Origin of the sequence: uncultured Coprobacter sp., from assembly GCF_947855755.1 — a bacterium.
In the GTDB taxonomy this organism is placed as follows: Bacteria; Bacteroidota; Bacteroidia; order Bacteroidales; family Coprobacteraceae; genus Coprobacter.
This window is the reverse complement of record NZ_CANUAR010000012.1, coordinates 63,855-86,056: the sequence shown is the minus strand read 5'-3', so window position 1 is coordinate 86,056 and position 22,202 is coordinate 63,855. Positions and strand designations below refer to the sequence as shown.

At 38.8% G+C, this 22,202-nt stretch carries 9 protein-coding genes; 5 read left to right on the top strand and 4 right to left on the bottom strand.

Annotated features, from left to right (window positions below; translation table 11 throughout):
* Positions 1–2 precede the first annotated feature (2 nt).
* Together Q0093_RS08220 and Q0093_RS08215 are read left to right on the top strand one after the other, a co-directional pair.
* Entirely contained in the window at positions 3–2,105 is a 2,103-nt protein-coding gene (locus Q0093_RS08220) for a S9 family peptidase (protein WP_297929597.1), read from the top strand.
* 149 nt (positions 2,106–2,254) lie between these two features.
* A complete protein-coding gene (locus Q0093_RS08215) occupies positions 2,255–3,256 on the top strand; it encodes an acyloxyacyl hydrolase (protein WP_297929596.1) in 1,002 nt (333 codons plus the stop codon).
* A 129-nt stretch (positions 3,257–3,385) separates the two neighbouring features.
* Here the strand turns inward: Q0093_RS08215 and Q0093_RS08210 are convergent, their stop codons facing one another.
* Positions 3,386–4,741, bottom strand: a complete 1,356-nt coding sequence (locus tag Q0093_RS08210; RefSeq protein WP_297929595.1) for an MATE family efflux transporter — start codon at positions 4,739–4,741, stop codon at positions 3,386–3,388.
* 161 nt (positions 4,742–4,902) lie between these two features.
* Positions 4,903–8,754, bottom strand: a complete 3,852-nt coding sequence (locus tag Q0093_RS08205; protein WP_297929594.1) for a glycoside hydrolase family 3 N-terminal domain-containing protein — start codon at positions 8,752–8,754, stop codon at positions 4,903–4,905.
* 516 nt (positions 8,755–9,270) lie between these two features.
* On the opposite strand from Q0093_RS08205, the gene Q0093_RS08200 reads away from it, so the two are divergent.
* Both Q0093_RS08200 and Q0093_RS08195 read left to right on the top strand, forming a co-directional pair.
* Positions 9,271–11,796 (top strand): kelch repeat-containing protein, encoded by a 2,526-nt coding sequence (locus tag Q0093_RS08200; protein WP_294179565.1) that lies wholly within the window; start codon positions 9,271–9,273, stop codon positions 11,794–11,796.
* 496 nt (positions 11,797–12,292) lie between these two features.
* Positions 12,293–12,604 carry a hypothetical protein gene (locus Q0093_RS08195; RefSeq protein ID WP_294179568.1) on the top strand — a complete coding sequence of 104 codons (312 nt, stop codon included), beginning with the start codon at positions 12,293–12,295 and terminating at the stop codon, positions 12,602–12,604.
* Between the two features lie 78 nt (positions 12,605–12,682).
* Here Q0093_RS08195 and Q0093_RS08190 read toward each other — a convergent pair whose 3' ends face one another.
* The gene (locus tag Q0093_RS08190; RefSeq protein WP_294179570.1) at positions 12,683–14,662 is read right to left on the bottom strand and encodes an OPT family oligopeptide transporter; all 1,980 of its coding nucleotides are present in this window, start codon (positions 14,660–14,662) and stop codon (positions 12,683–12,685) included.
* 136 nt (positions 14,663–14,798) lie between these two features.
* On the opposite strand from Q0093_RS08190, the gene Q0093_RS08185 reads away from it, so the two are divergent.
* Positions 14,799–15,467, top strand: coding sequence for a DUF2461 domain-containing protein (locus tag Q0093_RS08185; RefSeq protein ID WP_297304788.1), 669 nt, complete (start codon positions 14,799–14,801; stop codon positions 15,465–15,467).
* 67 nt (positions 15,468–15,534) lie between these two features.
* Here the strand turns inward: Q0093_RS08185 and Q0093_RS08180 are convergent, their stop codons facing one another.
* Entirely contained in the window at positions 15,535–22,173 is a 6,639-nt protein-coding gene (locus Q0093_RS08180; protein WP_297929593.1) for a DUF4465 domain-containing protein, read from the bottom strand.
* Positions 22,174–22,202: the final 29 nt, after the last annotated feature.

Genomic DNA, 22,202 nt, shown 5'->3' with positions numbered 1-22,202 from the left:
TTATGAAATTACCAATCAGCAAACTCATCATGGCAAGTGCGGTACTTTTGTCTGCTTGTCAGACACAGAAAGAGAGCAGCGAAGGGATCATAGGCAAAAGCCATCCCAAAGTAGAAAACGGAATCATGACTCCGGAAGTCATGTACACTCTCGGACGCGTCGGGGGAATAGAAATATCTCCGGATAAGAAAAAGATTCTTTATGGCGTAACATACGTGAGCATACCCGAAAACAAAAGTAATCGGGAACTATTTGTTATGGACATTGACGGAAGTAATAAAATTCAGATCACCCATACTCCTAAATCCGAACAAAATGCTGTATGGATCAACAATGGAAAACAAATAGCGTTTCTGACATCCGAAAGCGGAAGTTCTCAATTATGGATAATGGATGCCGACGGATCGAACCGAAAACAAATCAGTAATCAAGAAAAAGGAATAGACGGTTTTCTTTTTTCTCCCGATGAGAAAAAAGTCGTATTCTTTTCGAATGTAAAATACGGTCAACGAGCCTCGGATATTTATCCTGATCTGCCCAAAGCAACCGGACGTGTTATCGATGACCTCATGTATAAACATTGGGACGAATGGGTGGAATCCATTCCTCACCCTTTTATAGCAGACTTTAACGGCAACACGTTAGAAAATATAAATGACATTCTCGAAGGCGAACCGTATGAAGCTCCGATGAAGCCTTTTGGCGGTACAGAAGGATTTGCATGGACTCCGGACAGTAAAAGCATTGCATACACCTGCCGAAAGAAAACCGGATTGGAGTATTCCATATCTACCAACTCCGATATTTATTTATACGATACCGAGACGAAAATAACCAAAAACCTGACCGAAGGAATGATGGGTTACGATACGCATCCGAGTTTTTCTCCCGACGGGCGTTATTTAGCATGGATGAGTATGGAACGTGACGGATACGAATCGGATAAAAACCGCTTGTTCGTCATGGATATGCAAAACGGAGAAAAGAAATATTTGACAGACGAGTTCGATTACAGTTTAGACATGCTGAATTGGGCAGAAGACGGACAATCGATCTACTTCTTAAGCGTATATCAAGGAATAGAGCAAATCTTCAACATTCATATCAATGATAAAAAGATAGAACAAATCACGACCGGACAAGTCGATTATGCTGATATAAAACCGATAAATAATAAGCAACTGATCGTATTACAGCATTCTTTCTCAAAACCGGATGAAATTTATAGTATCAATCTAAATGATAAAGCAATTACGGAATTGTCATTCGAGAACAAGGAAACCTTAGATCAAATTACTATGGGTAAAGTGGAAGAACGCTGGATTACCACAACAGACAATAAAAAAATGCTGACATGGATTATATATCCTCCCCATTTCGATCCGAATAAGAAATACCCGGCATTACTATATTGTCAAGGAGGTCCGCAAAGCCCTGTAAGCCAGTTCTGGTCATATCGATGGAACTTGCAGTTAATGGCGGCAAACGGATATGTCATCGTTGCACCTAATCGACGAGGATTATACGGATTCGGTCAGGAATGGCTGGAACAAATAAGCGGTGATTATGGCGGTCAGAATATGAAAGATTATTTCTCTGCTATTGACGCAGTAAAGACAGAACCTTTTATCGATGAAAATCGTCTCGGAGCAATCGGGGCAAGTTATGGAGGTTTTTCTATTTATTGGTTGGCCGGGCATCATCAAAAACGATTCAAAGCCTTTATCGCTCATGCCGGAATATTCAATTTAGAACAACAATATGTAGAAACAGAAGAAATGTGGTTTGCCAACTGGGATTTAGGTGGCGCTTATTGGGAAAAAGATAATACTATCGCCCAACGTTCTTACGCCAATTCGCCGCACCGCTTTATAGATCAATGGGATACACCGATACTTATCACCCACGGAGAAAATGATTACCGGATACTTGCCTCTCAAGGTATGTCGGCATTCAACGCTGCCCGATTAAGAGGAGTTCCCGCCGAAATGGTTGTCTTTCCTGATGAAAATCATTGGATTGCGCAACCTCAAAATGCCATTTTATGGCAACGGATATTTTTCCGTTGGCTTGACCATTGGTTAAAACCGGAAGAAAAGAAATAAAGTTATCCCCAATATAGAAAGCGGGCGCAAAGGTTTTATACAAAGTCTTTGCGCCCGCTTTTCATTCCCCAAAAAACAAGTGTTTATAATTGAAAATTACAACATACTTTTATTATATTTGCAATACACAAACTATATACACACATATCATGAAAAATAAAATTCTTACCGGAGTATTATTATGTACTCTTTTTTCCTGTTCTCCTAAAATTGTATTAAACAAGATACAGGAATATCCGTCTTTATCTCAAGAAGATACAATCATGATCGTAAATGAGGGAGAAAAAGTCCCAGTCGCTGCAACTCTGATAGGACAAGTTGCTATTTTAGACCGAAGTTTTACTATTCGATGCCGATATGATCAAGTATTGAAAATAGCAAAAGAAGAAACAAGAAAAGCCGGAGGAGATATTCTGCAAATCACCGATCACCTTTTACCGGGTGTTGCAAGTTCCTGCCACCAAATTTCAGGAAATATTATCAAATCCGGCATATCCGATTCTACATACAACACACAAACGACATTCTACAATTATAGTGTAAATAATGTCTTAAACAAAGTACGCCCGTTACCTCCAAGAGTCGATTTTTCATTCAATGTCGGTTACGGGTGGCTACCTAAAACAGAAGGGCTCACCGGGACAGATAAACAATTTGATGATAAACTGACTTCCGGACTTGCATGGGATTTGGCATTCCATCATTATATTAAAAATTTCGGATGGGGAATTTTTTATTCAGGATACAGTTCTGACAGTTATTACGAAAAGACGAACATGGATCATAATGTCTTATTTTCATATATCGCACCTTTATTTTGTACAAAATATTCGTTCAATAAAAAATGGATGATAAACGGAGAAGTCGGTGTCGGATATTTAAAATTCTCAGACAAAATATCTTCAGGAATTGAAAAAGGGAAAACCTATGTATCGACTATCGGGTTTAATTATGGAATCGGAATCGAATATAAACTTAACAAACACATGGGAATAGGTATCTCATTCAATGAAATCGTAGGTTCGGCATTCCTGAAAAACATAAAGATGGAAAACGTCCATAGTACCATAGTTTATAATGACTATGACAGAATAAACTTAAACCGATTTAATTTACTTGGGGGCATTCGTTTTTATTTCGGAGACAGATAATGAATAATCAAAATATTCCGTACTATCCGAACATTCTACCGGATAGTACGGAATATTTTACATTGCCGGCCAACTCATTAGAACTTGCTTAAATCCTGTCCCAAGAATATTTTTACTGTCCGCTCCGGACTACACGATTTTCGTATTCTTCATCTTATATTTGAAACGAGAATAAAATAAGACTCCTGCCAAAGTCAAACCAATAGGAAATCCCCACCAAATACCCATAGCACCACCCTGACAAACAAAACCAAATAAGTATGCCGCAGGCAAACAAACAAGAAAATAACTGATAAATGCAATCAATGCCATAGGTTTTACATCTCCTATTCCCCTTAAAGCATTTGCATACGCAACTTGTAAGCCATCTCCGAACTGATATACCATAGTCGGTATTATCAACAATGCTACGATTCTGTTCACTTCTTCCGAATCTGTAAACAGATAACCTACCTGTTGTCGGAACAAAGCCATTATGACTACAATACATACGGCCAAAAGAATTATTACATGAAATCCGGCATTTGCTATCAATCTTACCTTATTCATCTCTCCTGCTCCTTTAGCATTACTTACCAAAATCGTAATAGCCGACCCGATACCGTAATAAAGCATAAAACCGATTGTAGTAAAAGTTGCAACTGCTTGATGTGCCGCCAATGCTGCCGTACCGATCCATCCCATCATAATAACACTCAAATTGAAAGATCCGGTTTCCATCCCCATTTGCAGAGCAATAGGCATTCCCATTTTCGTTAAATGGAACAACTGTTTTCCGATGTCTCCTTTAAGATGACGAAAACCTTCTTTAAACCTGCCGTAACGAGACGTAAAGAAAAACAGATATACAAAAACCGACAACGTGAAAATACGAGACAACAATGTAGAAAATCCTGCTCCGAGCAATCCAAGTTCAGGGAAAAAACCCGGGCCGAATATCAATAAATAGTTACCTATAATATTCAACACATTACCGCACAAAAGTATGTACATCGAGATACGGGTATCCATAATGCCATCGGCAAATTGCTTGAATGCATTAAATAGCATGATAAAAACTAAACCTGACAAATGAATCAGGAAATAGGGTCTAATCAAGGGTAAAAGTTCCTCCGGTTGTCCCATACGGTCTATATTAACATAAACTACGGACATAATCCCAATCAGCAAAATCGCTAAAAGCAAATTGGCGATAAGGCCATATCGAAGAGTCTGACCGGCTTTTGCTACCTGATTTTTCCCGACCAGATTCCCGATCAACGGAGTAAGCCCCAAAGAAAAGCCTAAAGCAAACATCAACGGAAGATTAAAAAGATTATTTACAAAAGATGCCGCAGCCAACTCCTCCGGAGTATGATGACCAACCATTATATTATCGGCAAATCCGACGACGATAATTCCCAACTGTCCTATCATGATCGGAACACCCAACTTCAATAATGCAACATAATAGTTCCGATATAATCGAAATGTTTTTTTCAACATACTACACCCTAATCAAATTAAAGGTTGCAAAGATATAAATCTTATTCCAAATCAACTACCATATAAATTCGGGAATATTAAGAGTCTGTCTAAAAGAAAGGCGATATTCCTTTAAAGAAATACCGCCTTTACTCAATAAACTAACTCTATATACTTACGATTCACAATCCTATTAATAAAGAATTGGAAGCAGAACCTTTCTTCCATTCTTCAATAGTTGACCAACGGATCGGTTCTGAGCCTTCTAAAACGACCGTTTGCAAGGCTGGGACACCGTCCCAAGCCGCAGATGACAAATCTATACGTAAACGAACCTTGTCTCCTTTTTTTAATCCTGCCAAAGAATATTCATTTTCTCCACTCTTCAACTGTACCGATTTGGAATCAATTACTTTTCCGCTATTATCTGCAACCTCAACAAAAACCTGAATCTTTCCACCAGCATTTAATTCTGCCCACGCTTTCATTTTTTCAACAACCGAATTCATAGGACGCCAATCGGTTACTTTCTGAGCTTTACGCATAGCTTCCACACCATTTGTATAAAGTTCTTTTACGGCTTTCTCATCCATCGTCGTACGGGCAACAAGAACATCATCCATAATAAATTTACCTGATGAAAAACGTTGAGACCCGGCAATACGTTCCAGTGGTCCGGCAAAAGGTTTCTGGAAAGCCTTCTTATCCAAACGACCGTCTATGTAAATCGCTCCTTCTTCTTTCTCCGGATTGTAGGTATAAACATAATGTACCCATTTCCCCGATTGCAATTTATTGTTACCGCGAACGTCACTATTTTCGTAAGAAAGAATCGTTTTTTCTTGGAAAATACCGGCTGCCAACCGTGTTCCGGTTACATCGACATCCGCCCCCATCGGAGCTTGTCCACCGAAGAACATAGCCTGACCGTTATCCATCTGGTTCAGATAAACCCATGCTGCCAAAGTAAACGGTTTCCGGTACAGATCCATACCACCTGCATCGACAAAAGTCTCTTTTTTGTCTTTTTTAAATCCTTTTCCGTTTTTACCGTCGACAATTTGGGCTTTGCCCTGAATCGGCAACATTTTTCCAGTAATTTCGTTTTTAACTTCTTTATCTGTCGCTCCTTCAAAAGTTACATAAGCTAACGGGTCTTGCAACGCTAATCCGATTCCTCCCGGTACAGTCAATTGTTGTTCTGTTTCTGCGCCGACCTTCACACGGAATGTTCCGGAACGAGGGAATGCGTATTTAATTTCGACACGCTGACCAGCTCCAGCATCCAAATGCAACGGTTGCGATGCAACGGTTACTCCTTCTACCTTCACTTCCAGATTTTTATTAAAAGGTTCACTTCCCACGTTTCGTGCTTCTGCAACATAAACCATTTCTCCTTTCTCCGTCATATCTATCGAACTACCCTCCAAGACGAGTTTTGCCGGGACTTTCGAAACTTTTAAAGGAACAGATTTTATCTGGTCGTCCAAAATCACGGTTAAAGTCTGATTACCGCTTGCATACATCTGCACATCAAAAACCATTTCTTTCGTATCTCCGGCTTCGATCTCTGCACGACGATCATCCAAGAAACTGTTTCCATATAGTTTAACATCGGCAATATCTAATAAATTTCCATTATTCGTCACCTTTACGACTACCTTAAACGATTCTCCGCCTTTTACACTCTTCGGCGCCGATACAGTATATTCAAAATCTGCTTTGTAATCTTTATCGACCATAAACTCACCGGAAATACCTTGACTCGGATCTTTAAAACCGATTTTCTGTTTATGCTCAGTTGATCCTTTGGGCGGTTCGGGGCAAACCCCTCCAACATGCATTCTGAATTTCCCGGCTTCCAAAACTCGTTTCATATCCGGATTCAATAAAGAAAGCAAATAAGGGTTAAGCTCGAAAGTAACAGTTTTCTTTTCTCCCGGTTTTAAGAAAACACGCTTAAATCCTTTCAAATCTATAACTGCGGTATTTACCGAAGCTACCAAATCGGTTATATATAACTGAGCTACTTCTTCACCCGACCGTTTTCCTGTATTTTCGATATCCACCGAAACAGTCACAAAGCCGGGATCTCCATTTTTAGGAGTAGCTTTAAGATTAGAATAACGGAATGTCGTATAACTCAATCCATGACCGAAACGGTATAATGGAGTAAACGGCATATCATAATAGTCATAATTACGTCCGGAAGTTTCATAATTATACCACAAAGGCAACTGTCCCGGATGACGAGGGAATGAGATAGGCAAACGCCCGGACGGATTTTCGTCACCAAAAATAATATCTGCAGTAGCATTACCACCTTCTTCTCCCGGATACCAAGTCTCAAGAATAGATTCAATGTTTTCATCTTCCCACGTTAAAGTAAACGGTTTACCATTTACCAACACCAACACGATCGGTTTTCCTGTCGCTTCTACAGCCTTAATCAATTGGCGTTGCACACCCGGAATCTCCAAAGTAGCTCCATCTACATTTTCTCCCGTAGTACTCTTTTTATTTCCGTTTTCATGTCTGTTTGCATTATCTCCCACAACAAGAATCACCGCATCAGACTGTCTTGCAACATCCACAGCCTCTGCAAATCCTGTAGTATCCATATCGAGTTGCGTACAACCTTGTGCATATAAAACTTTTGTAGAAGGACTTACATGGTTTTTAACACCTTCTAAAACCGAAATTATCTGACCGGGCGCATATTTTGCAGAATAGTCACCTGTTTGTCCCTGATCTGCATTCGGACCGATAACAGCGATTGTCTTAATATTTTTGTCCAAAGGAAGAAGATTATTTTCATTTTTCAGAAGGACTGTACTTTCTACTGCTACTTTACGTGCCAAAGCCCGATGTTCGGGAGTATCATATTCCGGGAGCTTATTCCAAACCATATTTTCGATACTCGGTTTGTCAAACAATCCTAAACGCATTTTAGCTCTGAACACACGACGCAAATTAGCATCCAGTTCACTTTCTTTTATAATGCCTTTCTTCACCGCTGAAGCCAACGCTTTCTTATAAGCCGATCCGCATTCGATATCTACTCCGGCACGGACAGCCATAGCAGCAGCTTCTTCCATAGTACTCACAACCGACTGCTTCCGTTGAATATTTTCAGGACCGCTACAATCAGAAACGACAAAACCTTCAAATCCCCATTCTTCACGAAGAATTTTTTGAAGCAGTTCTTTCGAACCATTATCAGGTACTCCGTTCCAAAGCCCATAAGCCGCCATAACCCCGAATGCATTCGCTTCTTTAATAACATCACGGAAAGGCGCTAAATGAATATTACGCATTACCCTATCCGATAATCCGTAATCATGACTATCACGACCGCCGACAGGTTGTCCGTGACCGGCAAAATGCTTGGGACAGGCAAACATGTGTTCTCCCTGAAAACCCTTGATCCATGCTACACCTATACGACCGACAAGATAAGGATCTTCACCATAAGTTTCTTCGACACGTCCCCATCGAGCATCGCGAGCCACATCCAATACCGGAGACCAAGAGACCCGCAAATTTGCAGCTTTAGCCTCAATTGCCGTAGCCTTGCCGACTTCTTGTATTAATTCTGTATCGAACGTGCTACCCATATTAATCCCGTGCGGGAATATGGTAGAACCGGTAGCATAAGACTGGCCATGCAATCCTTCGGTTTTCAACATTGCAGGAATCTTCAACCGAGCAATGCCCTTTGATCCCCAGCTATCGCTCAATTGAATTACTTTCTCCTCAAGAGTAAGACGAGGTAATAAGTCATCGATACGTTCCTCAATAGGAATGTTCGGATTTAAATACTTCGGAGTTTCTTTACTCACTTGTTGATACATACCCGCATTTGTCACCGAACGATTGTAAGCTTCTTCAGGATCTATGCCTTCCATTTCACAAGGACAGACCTCTTCCGTTACTACTTTATCATTTATTTCTCTTTTGTCTTTCGTGTCGGCAAAAGAAATAAACGACCCCACCAGTAACGCAGGCAAAACAATTCTCCATGTTTTTTTCATTCTTTGTGTGTTTTTAATTATTGATTAGTAATTTAAAACGAGCCAAGCAACCGGAAATTTCTCCCGACTGCAAGAGCCTGTCTAAATTTTCCGACAAAAAATATTATCAGGTCATTTTTGCGTTTTCTTCCGGTCTTTTTTCCCGTTTTCACTCGTCAGATAGCCCGCTATCCTCCTCGTAAAAACGACCAAACATTCTCGAAAGAAAATCTCAAACCTGACCCGAGTAAAATTTAGAAAGGCTCTAAAATTTGTTACAAAAATATTCTTGAACAATTATCTTTTCACTTTATAGAGAATTAAAATGCACTTAAAAAAACGGTAAATTGAAAAATTAATCGACAACCTTTATCAAAGATTTCGACTATACATATACTTTCAAAATAATTATATTTAGAAATATCTCTTTTTCAAAAAATAGCAGAATAAATGTTCTCCTTTCATTTTTTTATTACTTTTGTAATGCCAAAACAGGATGGATATACAATATCAAGATATAACACACACATTACCATCATGAAAAAACTTTTTATCATATTTTGCTTATTATGCAACATTTCTGTTTATTCTTCTGACATAAACGGCGGACTATTTTTCAGATCACACCAACAACCGGGAACGATACGCACACGGTTGGCACTGAATGGAGGAAAGCCTATAAAAATAGAAAACGGAAGAACCATATCATTCGACCTCATGCTGCGAAAAGAAATTGTATGGGGATATGTCGTGAGAATCATTACAAATACACAAAAAAATATAGATCTCGTATATCTTGCCAACAAGAAAAACGATCGTTATCCGGCATGGATACTCAACGAAAGTCAACATCCGATTACACAAGATCTGACATACGATAAATGGATACCGGTAAGCGTCAAATTAATGCCGAAAGATAATAAAATCGCTTTTTCGTTCGGATCGATTCAAAGCACTCGATCTTTTGATTTTTCAGGATGCAAGAATGTGACTATCCATTTCGGAACTTCCGGAATCAAAAACTTTCAAGTTGGAGACGTCGCTCCTATCAACATTAAGAATGTGCGAATATCGGACAATAAAGAAAACGAAATATATCATTGGGAACTAAAGCAACATGCAGACAGTATTTGTTATGACCTCATAAAACAATGCCCTGCAATTACAGAAAATCCAATATGGCTTATTGATAATCATTCGTCTTGGGATCAATTATACAAACAAAAAATTAAAGGAAGTCCTCAAATCGCATATAATCCCGATAAAAATTTATTTTATATCATCAATGGAAGCAATCAGCTGACTATATTTAATCCTATTACACAAAAGTCATATTCGATAAATAATATCAAAGGGAAATTAGCCAGCGAAAAAAATAACCAAATAACTTACGACCCATACAATCACAGGCTTATATCTTACAGCCTCGACCAGAAATCAATTTCGGTATTCTCGCCGGAGAATAATTCTTGGAGCGGTACTTTTACGAACGGTATGGATCCGGCCTATATACATCATACTGTGGCTATATCCCCTAAAGATACCTCTTTAATTACGTTCGGAGGATATGGATACTATTTGTATAAAAATACGTTGTTCAAGGTAAATTTGAATACTCATCGATGGGACAGTCTTCAAATCGAAGAGATTTCTCCTCGATTTTCTGCCGTATCGACAATCGTAAACAATACTCTCTACGTTTTCGGTGGTAAAGGGAGCAAAAACGGACGCCAAGAAGAAGTCAGCCATAACTTATATGACTTGTATGCTATCGATTTAGCGACATTAGGAGTAAAAAAAATATGGGAAATCAAATCAAACATCGAAGATGAGACAGACCTTCTATTAAGAGGGAATATGATTTATAGTCCGACAGATTCATGTTTTTACGCAATTAATGTCTCAAGATCACAAGGTTATTTAGTCCGAATTTCTTTAAATCGCCCAGAAATAAAAAGATGCTCAACCAATATAGGAGATATGTCGGCAGGGTATTTATTCTGCAATCTGTACTACTCTCCCGACAGCAGTAAACTATATACGATATTTAATAGGGAAATAAGGAATAGTGACCCGGAAATCTCTATTTATTCGATAGATTTTCCGCCAATTGCATTAAAAGACACGATTCAAAAAGCCCCTTCGAAAAATAAACTATGGGCAGGTGTCATTATCTTTCTGATTTTCTTGTCGGGCTACGGTTTATATAAATTCTCTCGTCGGAAAAAAGATAAAAAACCGGTCTCTATCGAGATAAAAGAAAAAGAAACAGCTCCTCAGGAAGAAATCAAAAAGACATTTGACAGATCAAAAGGCTGCATCAGCTTATTAGGTGGATTTAATGTCAAAGATAAAGAGGGAGGAGATATAACGAACCAATTTACTCCAATACTAAAATCTTTGTTATTAATCATATTATTGTATAGCGTAAAAACAAAGCAAGGAATTAACAGTAACAAACTGGATAGTATCTTATGGGAAGATAAAGATGAAAAATCTGCAAGAAATAACCGCAATGTCTCTATTCGTAAATTACGGGTTTTATTAGAAAAAGTCGGAGACATACAGGTTGTTTTCGAAAATAATTTCTGGAAAATCACATTCGGAAACGAAGTATTTTGCGATTATGTTGCCGCAATACAATTTATTCAGGATACCTCTTTCGATGATTTTACCAAAGAGGCTACACTGTACCAATTATTAGAATTACTCGTTTTCGGCCCGTTATTACCTAATACTCAAGCTGACTGGATCGATAATTTTAAAAGCGATTACTCGGACATAACATTAGATCTTTTACACTCTCTTCTACAAAAGAAAGAGTTTGAACATAAAGAAGATATTCAATTATTGATTGCAGATACCATTTTTTTGCATGATATTTTTAATGAAGAAGCCTTAAGGGTTAAATGTTCCATTTTATACAAAAAAGATAAAAGAAGTATTGCCAAAAGCACCTATGACAATTTCTGCAAACAGTATAAATCATTATTAGGTACGGATTATAAAATATCATTTTCAACTATTGTAACTTCTAAGGAGGGTGCATCAAAACTAAAATGAGTTCACTGAAAAGTTACAAGTTATAATTCGCCAATAAGAAAGAGCTCCATCAAACTTTATTTTTGAGTAATGATAGGACTCTTTTCATTACTGACGGAAGGAGGTAAATTTCAGATTAAAAGGTCATTTTCTTTAAAGCCTATCTAAGTTTAATTTTGACACACCCTTTCCCGAATAAAAAAATCTGTTAAACCGTTCTTCAAAAAGACAACCGAATACCTTGTAAAATAATCGATAAATTATCCTTATTTTATTTGCCATTTTATAGGGTATTTTGTACTTTTACAAAGACCAATTCTTTTTTATTTAGCATAGATGAGTCATGTAAAGAAGGTATTAGAGCCTCCGTTACATGATTCGTCATGTATGTTAAAAATAAGAATTGGTCCTTTTTATTTTAAAACCGGAGGCTCTTTTTATTTACATAATTGTAAAGAGAAAGTGCATGAGGAATAAATACAATATTTCCGAAGTAATAACCAGAAAGTTTCGGGAAATGTTTGGTTATTTAGCTTATTTAACATATATTTCTACAGAACATATTATCAGTTCTGTTCTATCAAAATCAACACAAGACAATTGTTCAAGACTACGACTCAACCGCGATTTATACGGGAATTTATCAACTGATGCTCTCCATATCATTATCGAGGAAATTAATGAAGAATATCAACTACCTACAAAACTCTTTTTAGCAGGTAAAGGTGCTAAAGAAATATCACGGGAAACAGGTATTCCGATCCGGAAAGTATTACAACAAATCTATTACGGAGAGAAAGAAATTAAGGCTCATTTAAAACAATTATAAATAACATCCGAGAAAAAATAAAGCCGCATTCCCGATAATCAGATAATGCAGCTTTACTTATATATAGGGCTTGACTCATCAACCTTTATGAGCTTTCATACTGTCTTTCAATAAATAACCAATCAGAGCCAAGTACAATACCAAACCAAGCACTTGTTTTATTGTATCATTCATCTCGCAATTGTATTCAAATCCTCCGAAACGCAATCCGGCACTGACAACACCCATCAATGCTCCACCGGCAATGAATCCGGATGCCAACAATGTACCTCTTTCATACCGGGATTTATTCACTTCGGCATTTTTACTACGTGTACTGACATACCAGCTTACCAACCCTCCGACAACCAAAGGGGTATTCAGTTCCAAAGGTATAAACATTCCTAAAGCAAAAGCCAAAGCCGGAATTTTACAAAAAGTCAATGCTACGGCAATCAAAGCCCCAATACCATATAACAACCAAGGAGCGCCTTTCCCCGACATAAGAGGTTCGATAACAGCTGCCATAGCATTTGCCTGAGGAGCAGCCAAACCGTTTTCAGAAGTAAAACCGTATGTATCGTTCAAGATCAATATAACTCCTCCTACCGTCGCAGCAGAAACCAACGTTCCTAAAAATTTCCAGCCCTCCTGCTTTGCCGGAGTAGAACCCAACCAATATCCGATTTTTAAATCGGTTATAAAACCTCCGGCCATAGAAAGAGCCGTACAGACAACCCCGCCGATAATTAAGGCGGCAACCATACCCGATGTACCTTTAAGGCCAACAGCTACAAGAATAACAGAAGCTAAGATCAATGTCATCAACGTCATTCCCGATACAGGATTTGTCCCGACTATCGCAATTGCATTGGCAGCAACCGTCGTGAACAGAAAAGCAATGACAGATACCACAATAAAGGCAATAAAGGCCTGTGTAAAATTATGGATAATACCTAAATAAAAAAATAATAAAATCAGAATCAGTGTCGCGATGCAAGCAATAGCGATAAATTTCATAGAAATATCTCGCTGCGTACGTTTAACCGAAGTCATAACTGCCTCAGCTTTACCTCCAAGTTCTTTAGATGCTAAACCGACAGCTCCTTTTATGATTCCCCAAGAACGTATTATGCCGATAACTCCCGCCATAGCTATACCTCCTATACCGATATGACGTCCGTAAGTAGTGAATATTTGTTCGGGAGTCATTTGTCCTACGGCAATAGCAATATCACTGTTTCCCATAGTCAAGACCGAATCTCCCCAAAAAAGCCCCATAAAAGGAACAATAAGAAACCAGACAAATATAGATCCGGCACAAATAATCAGAGAATATTTAAGACCGACAATATAACCGAGTCCTAATACAGCCGCTCCCGTATTTATTTTGAAAACAGTTTTCGCCTTTTCGGCAATTGTTTCTCCAAACGGCAACACTCGCGTAGAAAGTACCTCGCTCCACCAACCGAATGTAGAAAGGACGAAATCATAAATACCTCCGATTAACCCTGCAAAAATCAAGGGCTTCGCTTGATTACCGCTCTTTTCTCCGGATATAAGCACTTGTGTAGTAGCTGTCGCTTCAGGAAAAGGATATTTACCATGCATCTCGGATACAAAATATTTTCGGAACGGTATCAAAAACAGAATTCCCAAAATTCCGCCTAACAGGGAACTTAAAAATACCTGCATAAAATCGACCGTAAGTCCCGGTATAATATAAAGTGCAGGAAGCGTAAATATCGCTCCGGCAACAATAACGCCCGAACAAGCTCCAATGGACTGTATAATGACATTTTCTCCTAATGCATTCTTACGACGAGTAGCATTAGATAAACCGACTGCAATAATAGCGATAGGAATAGCCGCCTCGAACACTTGACCGACTTTAAGACCTAAATAAGCGGCAGCCGCAGAAAACAGAATAGCCATTATAATTCCCCACGAGACCGACCATAATGTAACCTCCGGATAATTTTTCGAAGGTGACATAACCGGCTGGTATTCTTCTCCTTCACCTAATTCTCTGAATGCATTTTCAGGCAACTCCACCGGTTGCTTTTCTTCCTCTTTCATGTCTTTGATAAAGTTTGGGTTAGCATAATTATAATAAAAGAATGGCAAGTTACTAATTTTTACAGAAATTTCAGTAACGAAAAATAAAAATAGCGTCAATTTTAGCTATGTTTGCATCTATAAAATATGAATAGCGATGAAAGATATACTTGATTTTTTAACAGAACTGCGTCAACACAACAATAGAGATTGGTTTAATGAGCGTAAAGATCGGTTTAATGAATTACGAGCTACATTTTTGAATAGAGTAGATGAGCTTATTCGTCTCATTTCGGTATTCGATGAAGAAATTTCCGGTTTAGAGGCAAAAGATTGCGTATATCGAATTTATAGAGATACACGTTTTTCTCCGGACAAAACGCCTTATAAAACATTTTTTTCGGCATATATAGCTTCTAAAGGCGGTAAAAAAAGTTTACGTGCCGGATATTATTTACACTTAGAGCCGGGAAACTGCCTATTAGGCGGAGGTGTATGGTGTCCGGAATCAAAACTATTGAAAGAATTACGAGAAGCGGTATATGAACATTGCGATGAATTTATCGAAATAACGGAAAACCCGGAGTTTAAAAAAGTATATCCGGTTTTCGATGGTGAAATGCTTAAAACAATTCCCCGACCATTCCCAAAAGATTTCAAATATCCTGAATTGTTAATGAGAAAAGACTATGTCGTAATGGGGAAAAAACAAGACCGTTTTTTCGAGGACAATAACTGGATACAAAAGACGGCTGCCGATTTTAAAGTCTTACAGCCACTCAACCGCTTTCTAAACTATACCGTAGATGAAGTATATGATTACTGACCGATTTATACAAAATAAAAAATGGCGTATCGATTATTTTCGATACGCCATTTTTTATTAGAGTTTGTTACCGTAACTGTATTTTACGAGTAATCGTGTTCTTTCCATTCGTTCCGACAACGATATAAAGACCTTTTTCTTTCTTTAACCGAATAGTCTGATAATCGTCATCTATATTGAATTTATCCGACAAAGTTCCATTAATGTTGTATATGCTGAATGTATATCCTGAACATTGCTCAAATCTCAACATATCACCCGAAAGATACACTTTACAATTATCGGTATCCGAATTCGACAGACCTTCAGGTATACTTTCCGTCCCATTGAAATCGTCCAGACAGAAATATGTCGGGATAGTCGTTCCCCAATCATTTTTTCGAGAGCCGTCCACCGTAAAAGTGATTTTCTTAACCTTCCCTAAAGAAGTTAAATCAAACCACTCCCAAGTATCTACAACGATTCCTTCTGCCGAATTCCGATAATCTACCAGATAAAACTCTACAGTCTTACCATTATCCCCGGTAGCTATTATTTTATAATAATCCCCGATAGTAAACGGCAGATTCGCATCTTCCTTCCCGCTCGAGTTCATTCCCGTACCCTGTTCCGTTACATATTTCACCCAAGCTGTATTCGTTACATAACAGCCTTTGACAACATCACCCTCCGGATTATTCAAGACTTCTACCTGCGTCGGACCAAAATAGCTTGAAGCATACGCAACCGCATAATTTTCAGATTCATGTACCCCGCTACCGGCTGCCGACCCAAATTGATTCGAAGGGAAATCCGCCGGATTATAAACCGTTGAAGTCACATTTGAATAACCGAAATAAGCCCATGTTGCATAATCCGGCTCATAATAATTAGAGAATTTATAAGAACCGCTTACGAATGAACTCATAGATTCTTCCGGATCACCCATCCAATAGCTTTCAGAATCAAGATATAAATTTTCAAAAGTTGCGGCAGTAGCTTCTCCAGTTACAATTACCCGAACCGTTATTGTCGCAGCTTCATCCCAAGCATCCGTCACAGTCAGAGTATAGTCGCCGCATTCCTGAGGAACAAAAGAATACTGTTCTTCAGTGGAAAGGATTTCATTTTTCGAATTTCTCCAGCTATATGTATATGGAGAAACTCCTCCTGAAACATCGGCTGTCAAAATTACGGACTCACCTTCCGAAACAGTCTTATCATCTGCCATTACCACCAATTTTTGCGGTTTACCGCTGAAATTATCTATATAAACATTACCCTTGCTACTCAAAGTTATAGAAGTTATTTCTCCCCATTCTTTTAAACTGTAATATATCCACCGATCCTGAGTCGAGGCTATAGTCCGGGAAGAAATCTCAAGTTGACCTTTCGATGCAGATATTGTAACATCGGCATCCGACTTCAAATAAAATCCGGTCAATATCAATCCATCAGAGGTATTTATCAAAGTAACAGTTCCTTCTGTTTGGAGTTTTGCTGCTTTCCGGCTATCTTCTATTCCATCTGTAATCTCTTCTACGACAAAACCGTTGAATCGAGCCGTTCCATCTTCAAATCCGGTTTCCGTAACGGTTACATCTTCAAATGTGGACACAGATGTCGGTGCATAAGCTGTTGTAAAGGCACTCATAGCGATAACCTCTGATAATTGACCGTCTGCCAAACCTTTCAAAACAAAAAACGCATAATATTCGGTATGCTGTTTCAATTCGGTCAACGGGATTGCTGTTTCCTGTCCTTTAGAAACCGAAACTTTATTATCAGCAGCAATAACATCTTCCACAGAAGGCTCTTTTTCGTCATTCTTTAATAAATAATAGACTTCTGCATTGGCCGTTACTTTGACAGTAACAACCGCCGAATTATAAGTCACATCTCCTGACAAAATCGGATATCCGGATTCCATTGCCGGCAATTCTGCTACAACAAATTCATAAGCTCCGATAGTCGGATGTTCCGTATCACGCACATTTCCGACAATATCGGTAGCAACAAAATCTAACGGAATACCGGCATTAAGGCCGTCCAAATTTTTCAATGCAAGTATTTCGTCTGACTGAAAAGTCACTTTTTGATTAATACTATTAGATTCTTTAGAACCGGTCAACCAATTTTCGATCGTAGTATAATTTTTCGCAAAAACAGTTCCGGAAGTATAAAGTGCATTATTATTGAGCGTCGTTGCTTTCAGCGGCTTGCTGTTTATCCAATAAACATAACCGCCGGCTTCGTTTTGTATAATATTGTTCTGTACCGTAATCGATTCGCTGAAATTAGAAATATTATATATTCCGGCACATTTTTCGGCATTATTTCCACTCAAACGTATCGTATTGTTCACAATATCCACAAAGCTGATTTTATTTGTCGTAGAGCCTCCGGTTATCGAAATCGCATACGCATTATCCGATGACGTCAAAGATTTCAGATTCAATACATTATTATATACGCGGAAGTGTTTTTCTTCTGAACCGGCAACAGGTCTCAGCTTTATGCCACAGATATAGGGCATTGTCGCAGATATCACATTATTCCGCACAACCGTATTATAACAAGTATTCATATCTATCCCATTATATTCTTTTTTCGATGAACAGTTGCTGCTAATCACGTTTTTCTCTATAACTCCATCTACATCATAATTCAGATAAATCGCTTTACTCCATTGATTCTTGAACGTATTTCCGATAATCTTCGTTCCTTTATTCGTATCTGTCGGATTTGCTCCACCTGCCTGAACCGCAATATAACCTCCTTCAAAAAGGTTGCCCTCAACGGTCATATAGGTATCCGGAGTATTTTCTACAGCTTGATTTACAAAATTCGTATGCAATAATTTATGAGGATCTGATGTAACAGGTTCAGAAGTCATGACCTCTCCTTTAAAATAACAATTCCGAATAGTAACATAATTACTTGCATTTTTTACGTCCATCAAATAATAATATGTATTATCAGGATTAGTAAAAGTAATTCCTTCTACCGTCAAATAATCAGCTCCGAATATGGTCATTACAGCCGAGTTTTGTTCGTCATATCCTCCGGAATGGTTTTCTGCCGTAATCGTCACATCGCTATAATTTCCGCTTTTAGATTTCAATGTAATCGTATTCGCAGCAGAAGCTCCCGGAATTTCCGGAATTACCACTTCCTCATTATAGATTCCGTTTTCTAATTCAAAAACGACAGCACCATTTATACCATCTTTCATTGCTTCGACTGCAGCAGTAATAGTTTTATATTCTCCATTTTCTCCGATAGTATGCGTACCGTGGAATCCATCTTTAATTTTCAGATTTGCAGTTTCTGACGATTCTATTGCAAACGGATTTCCATTAACTTTGATACCGGATTGAACAAAGCTCAATGCCGTTCCGATTGCAGCATCGCTTCTTATATCACAAGTCAGCCAGAAATAATAAGTTCCGGGTGCTGAAATACTCTGTTCTCCCGTAAATACCGGAGTATCGCCTGTTTGTTCTGTGCCGAACTGACTTTCAGGACTGAATACATCACTCGTACCGGTAAAATAAACTTTCGTATTCATCAAACTCTCCGAATTCGTCACTCCGAATGAAAGTTCATCAACAACAAACGAACCTCTATCTCCGATAGCTTCAACGGCAACCTTAAGCATTTTTTCATTCAGAGAACCACCCAAAAGTTCACTTTTTTCATTAACAGATGTCGCCTTCACTGTACCACAGCTCAACGGTTTCAGCGTATAAGAGCTCACTTCTATCTCCCAACCGTCATTGACTATGTATCCCGTTCTGTTAAATCTGATTGTCAAAGAACCGTCTTCTGCCTTAGAGACAACCGATTCCGGTAAACTTTCATTCAGATCTCCATCATATTTCACCGATAAGTTTTCATCCTCGACTCCTGTACCATCGTATATTTCCAAATAATCACGAACGCTAGTCTTAAATTGTTTGAACGTCAATTTTATTACATCTCCCGGTTTCGGAACAAATGTCAGAGCACCTTCTTGGGTCTCACTATATTCTCCGTCTGCACCTCCGTCATCATAACAAACATAAGGAAAATCTCCCACATTGATTGTTTCATGTCCCGATACCGGTAACAGACAAACATTCTTTATTTCCCGATCGCCTTCCGGATCTCCGTTTTCGACCGATTGCAAAATATTATTTATGGTAACCGACAGTAATTTTGCATCTAACTTCTGTGATGGTGTAGCTCCGGCTTTAACATCGTAAGTTATCCAAAAATAAGTATCTCCTTCTTCCAGAATAAAGTCAGACGACACAGGAATCTCCAGATTCCCGACAGAACCGTCAACATCGATACTGCCAATTTTATTTGTTGTTGCAAATGCATCATTCTTACCTGTATAATAAACAGAGACTTTATCTATACAAGATTGACTGTTTTTCAGATCGACAGCAATTTTATTTAAAGACAACGGGTTTTTATCGCCTCCGGTCACTATCTTAAACCGCAAAATTTCCTGATCGGCAGTACCTCCGGCTACAAAGTCCGAATTTGCCTGCACGACATCTATCCCGTCGAACGACATATCTTTCGATTGATACTCTCTTACAAAAGCATGCCAGCCATCTGCATTATAAAACGAATCATTGGCGTTGAAAAGAACAGTAACAGCTCCGTCTTCCGATTTAGAACGAATAACAGTTTCCGGCCCGTTTTTTCGCTTATCTGCGGTATTTGCTTCCCACAATACTTCTCCGGTCGTTCCTTTACCGCTATAAATTATATAAGTAGCATCCACACCATAATATCCAGACTTTGCACTCACGGCAAAATCCTGATACTCCAATTCTATAATTTTACCTTCGGAATACGGAATAAATGTAACGATTTGATTTCCCTGTACAGCTTCATATCCACTACCATACTTTTTGGGGGTATGCGTATAAGTCCAACTACCATAAATCGTTTTTTCAAATGTTCCTACCGTAGAAACGTATTCATTTTTTATCGTACGGTCGCCTTCCGGATCGGTATCGGCAATAATTTCTTCCTTACCCGACAAGACAACAGCGGTGCATCCCGCATCGATCTTATTCCCGGCCACAGCTCTCGGATCTATATCGTATGCCAACCAAAAATAGTTGTTTCCTTCTCCCAATTCCTGAGTACAACCGGTTATTTCAAAATCAGAACTACCGTTTAAAATAACCTCTCCTATTTTATTGGAAGAACCGAATTCCGCTTTTTTACCCGTATAATAGACCGATGCTTTTGTCACATCTGCAGGATTGGTCGTTCCAGATGTAGTAAACTTAAAAGTCTGCGCTATTATAGGAAGGACATTCTCTGTTTGTATATTCAACGACAAAATAGGTTGTAAAACATCTCCAGCCATAATTGTTCCGTCGGTATATTGTGCAGCAACAATAGATTTCACGGTCATTTCTCGAGGTTCTACCTCAGAAACTACAGCTTCAAAACCTTCTCCGAACAAAGCTCCTGTCACACTGGTCAGCGCAACAGTCAATGCTCCGTCGTTTGAAGATGACGTTACGGTAATTATATCTCCACTGGAAATTTGAATATTTAAGTCAGCCTCTTTTACCGATTTACCATTATACACCTTTAGTATATCGCTTTTATCGCTGGTCGTGGTACTGAATAATGCCACTTTCTTAAATTCAATTTGAATCCGCCTACCCGATGTCGAAGGTATAAAAGTCGTTTGCCCCTTAAAACCCTCCGATATTTTTCCGTCAGGCCCGCCATCATCATAAAAATTCAAAGATGTCTGGCCTACATAACAATTCTGCCACATCGCAGACATGCTCAATTCATTGCCGATATAAACTTCTCCTACAGAGGTAATCGGGGTCTCAAGCACCTCGTTTCCGGCAACCTTTATCGACGTACATTGTGCCGCTATTTTATTCCCGACAACAGACGCCGCCGTTACATCTCCTACCAACCAAAAATAATTATTTCCGGATACGAGTTCTTGCGATCCGGATACTTTAATATCGGAATCACCTGACGATACGGAGGCATAAAGATGAGCATCATTAAATTGTAATTTATTTCCCGAATAATAAACTTTTAAATTCTGTAAATCCGAGACAGAAACCGTACCGTTCAAGTTAAAAGATAATTCACTTACCGTTAACGGATTAAGGCTTCCTTCCGCCTTTACGTTAATGAGCATTACCGGTTGGCATTCCGCACCTACGGGAACGGAAGAAACACCAGTAGAAAGAGCAACGCATTCTCTTATTGCCATATCTTTAAGGGATACGCTTTTCACGACTGCTTTCCAGCCAGCTCCCGATGCACCCGAACAATAATAGCCAACAGTCATTTTACCATCGGAAGAGGCCGACGTGAAAACAGAGCCCGCAGCAATCACACCTTTGTCTCCATCGGGTAAATCATCATAACCGACATCGACAAAACCGTCATAAATTCTAAATTGAGCAGATTTTACATCTACTGTTTCAAAAGAGACTTCTATAACTTCGCCTGCATTTCCCGGCACAAAACACACTGATGACGGATAATCACACCACGATTCGGCATTGCTTGAGCTTCCACCGCTATCATAAAATGTTATCGGATCGGTTACCGTAACGGTTTTCGGATTGTCATAGTCATCGCCATACGGCATCATGACTGAGGTTGTTTGTCCCCAAACCGGCCCCACCTTGCATAAAAACGCAAAAGCAATCAAGAATGTAATAATTCTTTTCATAAGCATTTTAAATTAAACAATTATTTGAA

What these genes read in the sequence shown, in the direction of transcription:
- Q0093_RS08190 (WP_294179570.1), bottom strand. Translation starts at nt 14,662, where the DNA reads ATGAAAGAGGAAGAAAAGCAACCGGTGGAGTTGCCTGAAAATGCATTC.
- Q0093_RS08180 (WP_297929593.1), bottom strand. Translation starts at nt 22,173, where the DNA reads ATGAAAAGAATTATTACATTCTTGATTGCTTTTGCGTTTTTATGCAAG.
- Q0093_RS08185 (WP_297304788.1), top strand. Translation starts at nt 14,799, where the DNA reads ATGAAAGATATACTTGATTTTTTAACAGAACTGCGTCAACACAACAAT.
- Q0093_RS08220 (WP_297929597.1), top strand. Translation starts at nt 3, where the DNA reads ATGAAATTACCAATCAGCAAACTCATCATGGCAAGTGCGGTACTTTTG.
- Q0093_RS08195 (WP_294179568.1), top strand. Translation starts at nt 12,293, where the DNA reads ATGTTTGGTTATTTAGCTTATTTAACATATATTTCTACAGAACATATT.
- Q0093_RS08215 (WP_297929596.1), top strand. Translation starts at nt 2,255, where the DNA reads ATGAAAAATAAAATTCTTACCGGAGTATTATTATGTACTCTTTTTTCC.
- Q0093_RS08210 (WP_297929595.1), bottom strand. Translation starts at nt 4,741, where the DNA reads ATGTTGAAAAAAACATTTCGATTATATCGGAACTATTATGTTGCATTA.
- Q0093_RS08200 (WP_294179565.1), top strand. Translation starts at nt 9,271, where the DNA reads ATGAAAAAACTTTTTATCATATTTTGCTTATTATGCAACATTTCTGTT.
- Q0093_RS08205 (WP_297929594.1), bottom strand. Translation starts at nt 8,754, where the DNA reads ATGAAAAAAACATGGAGAATTGTTTTGCCTGCGTTACTGGTGGGGTCG.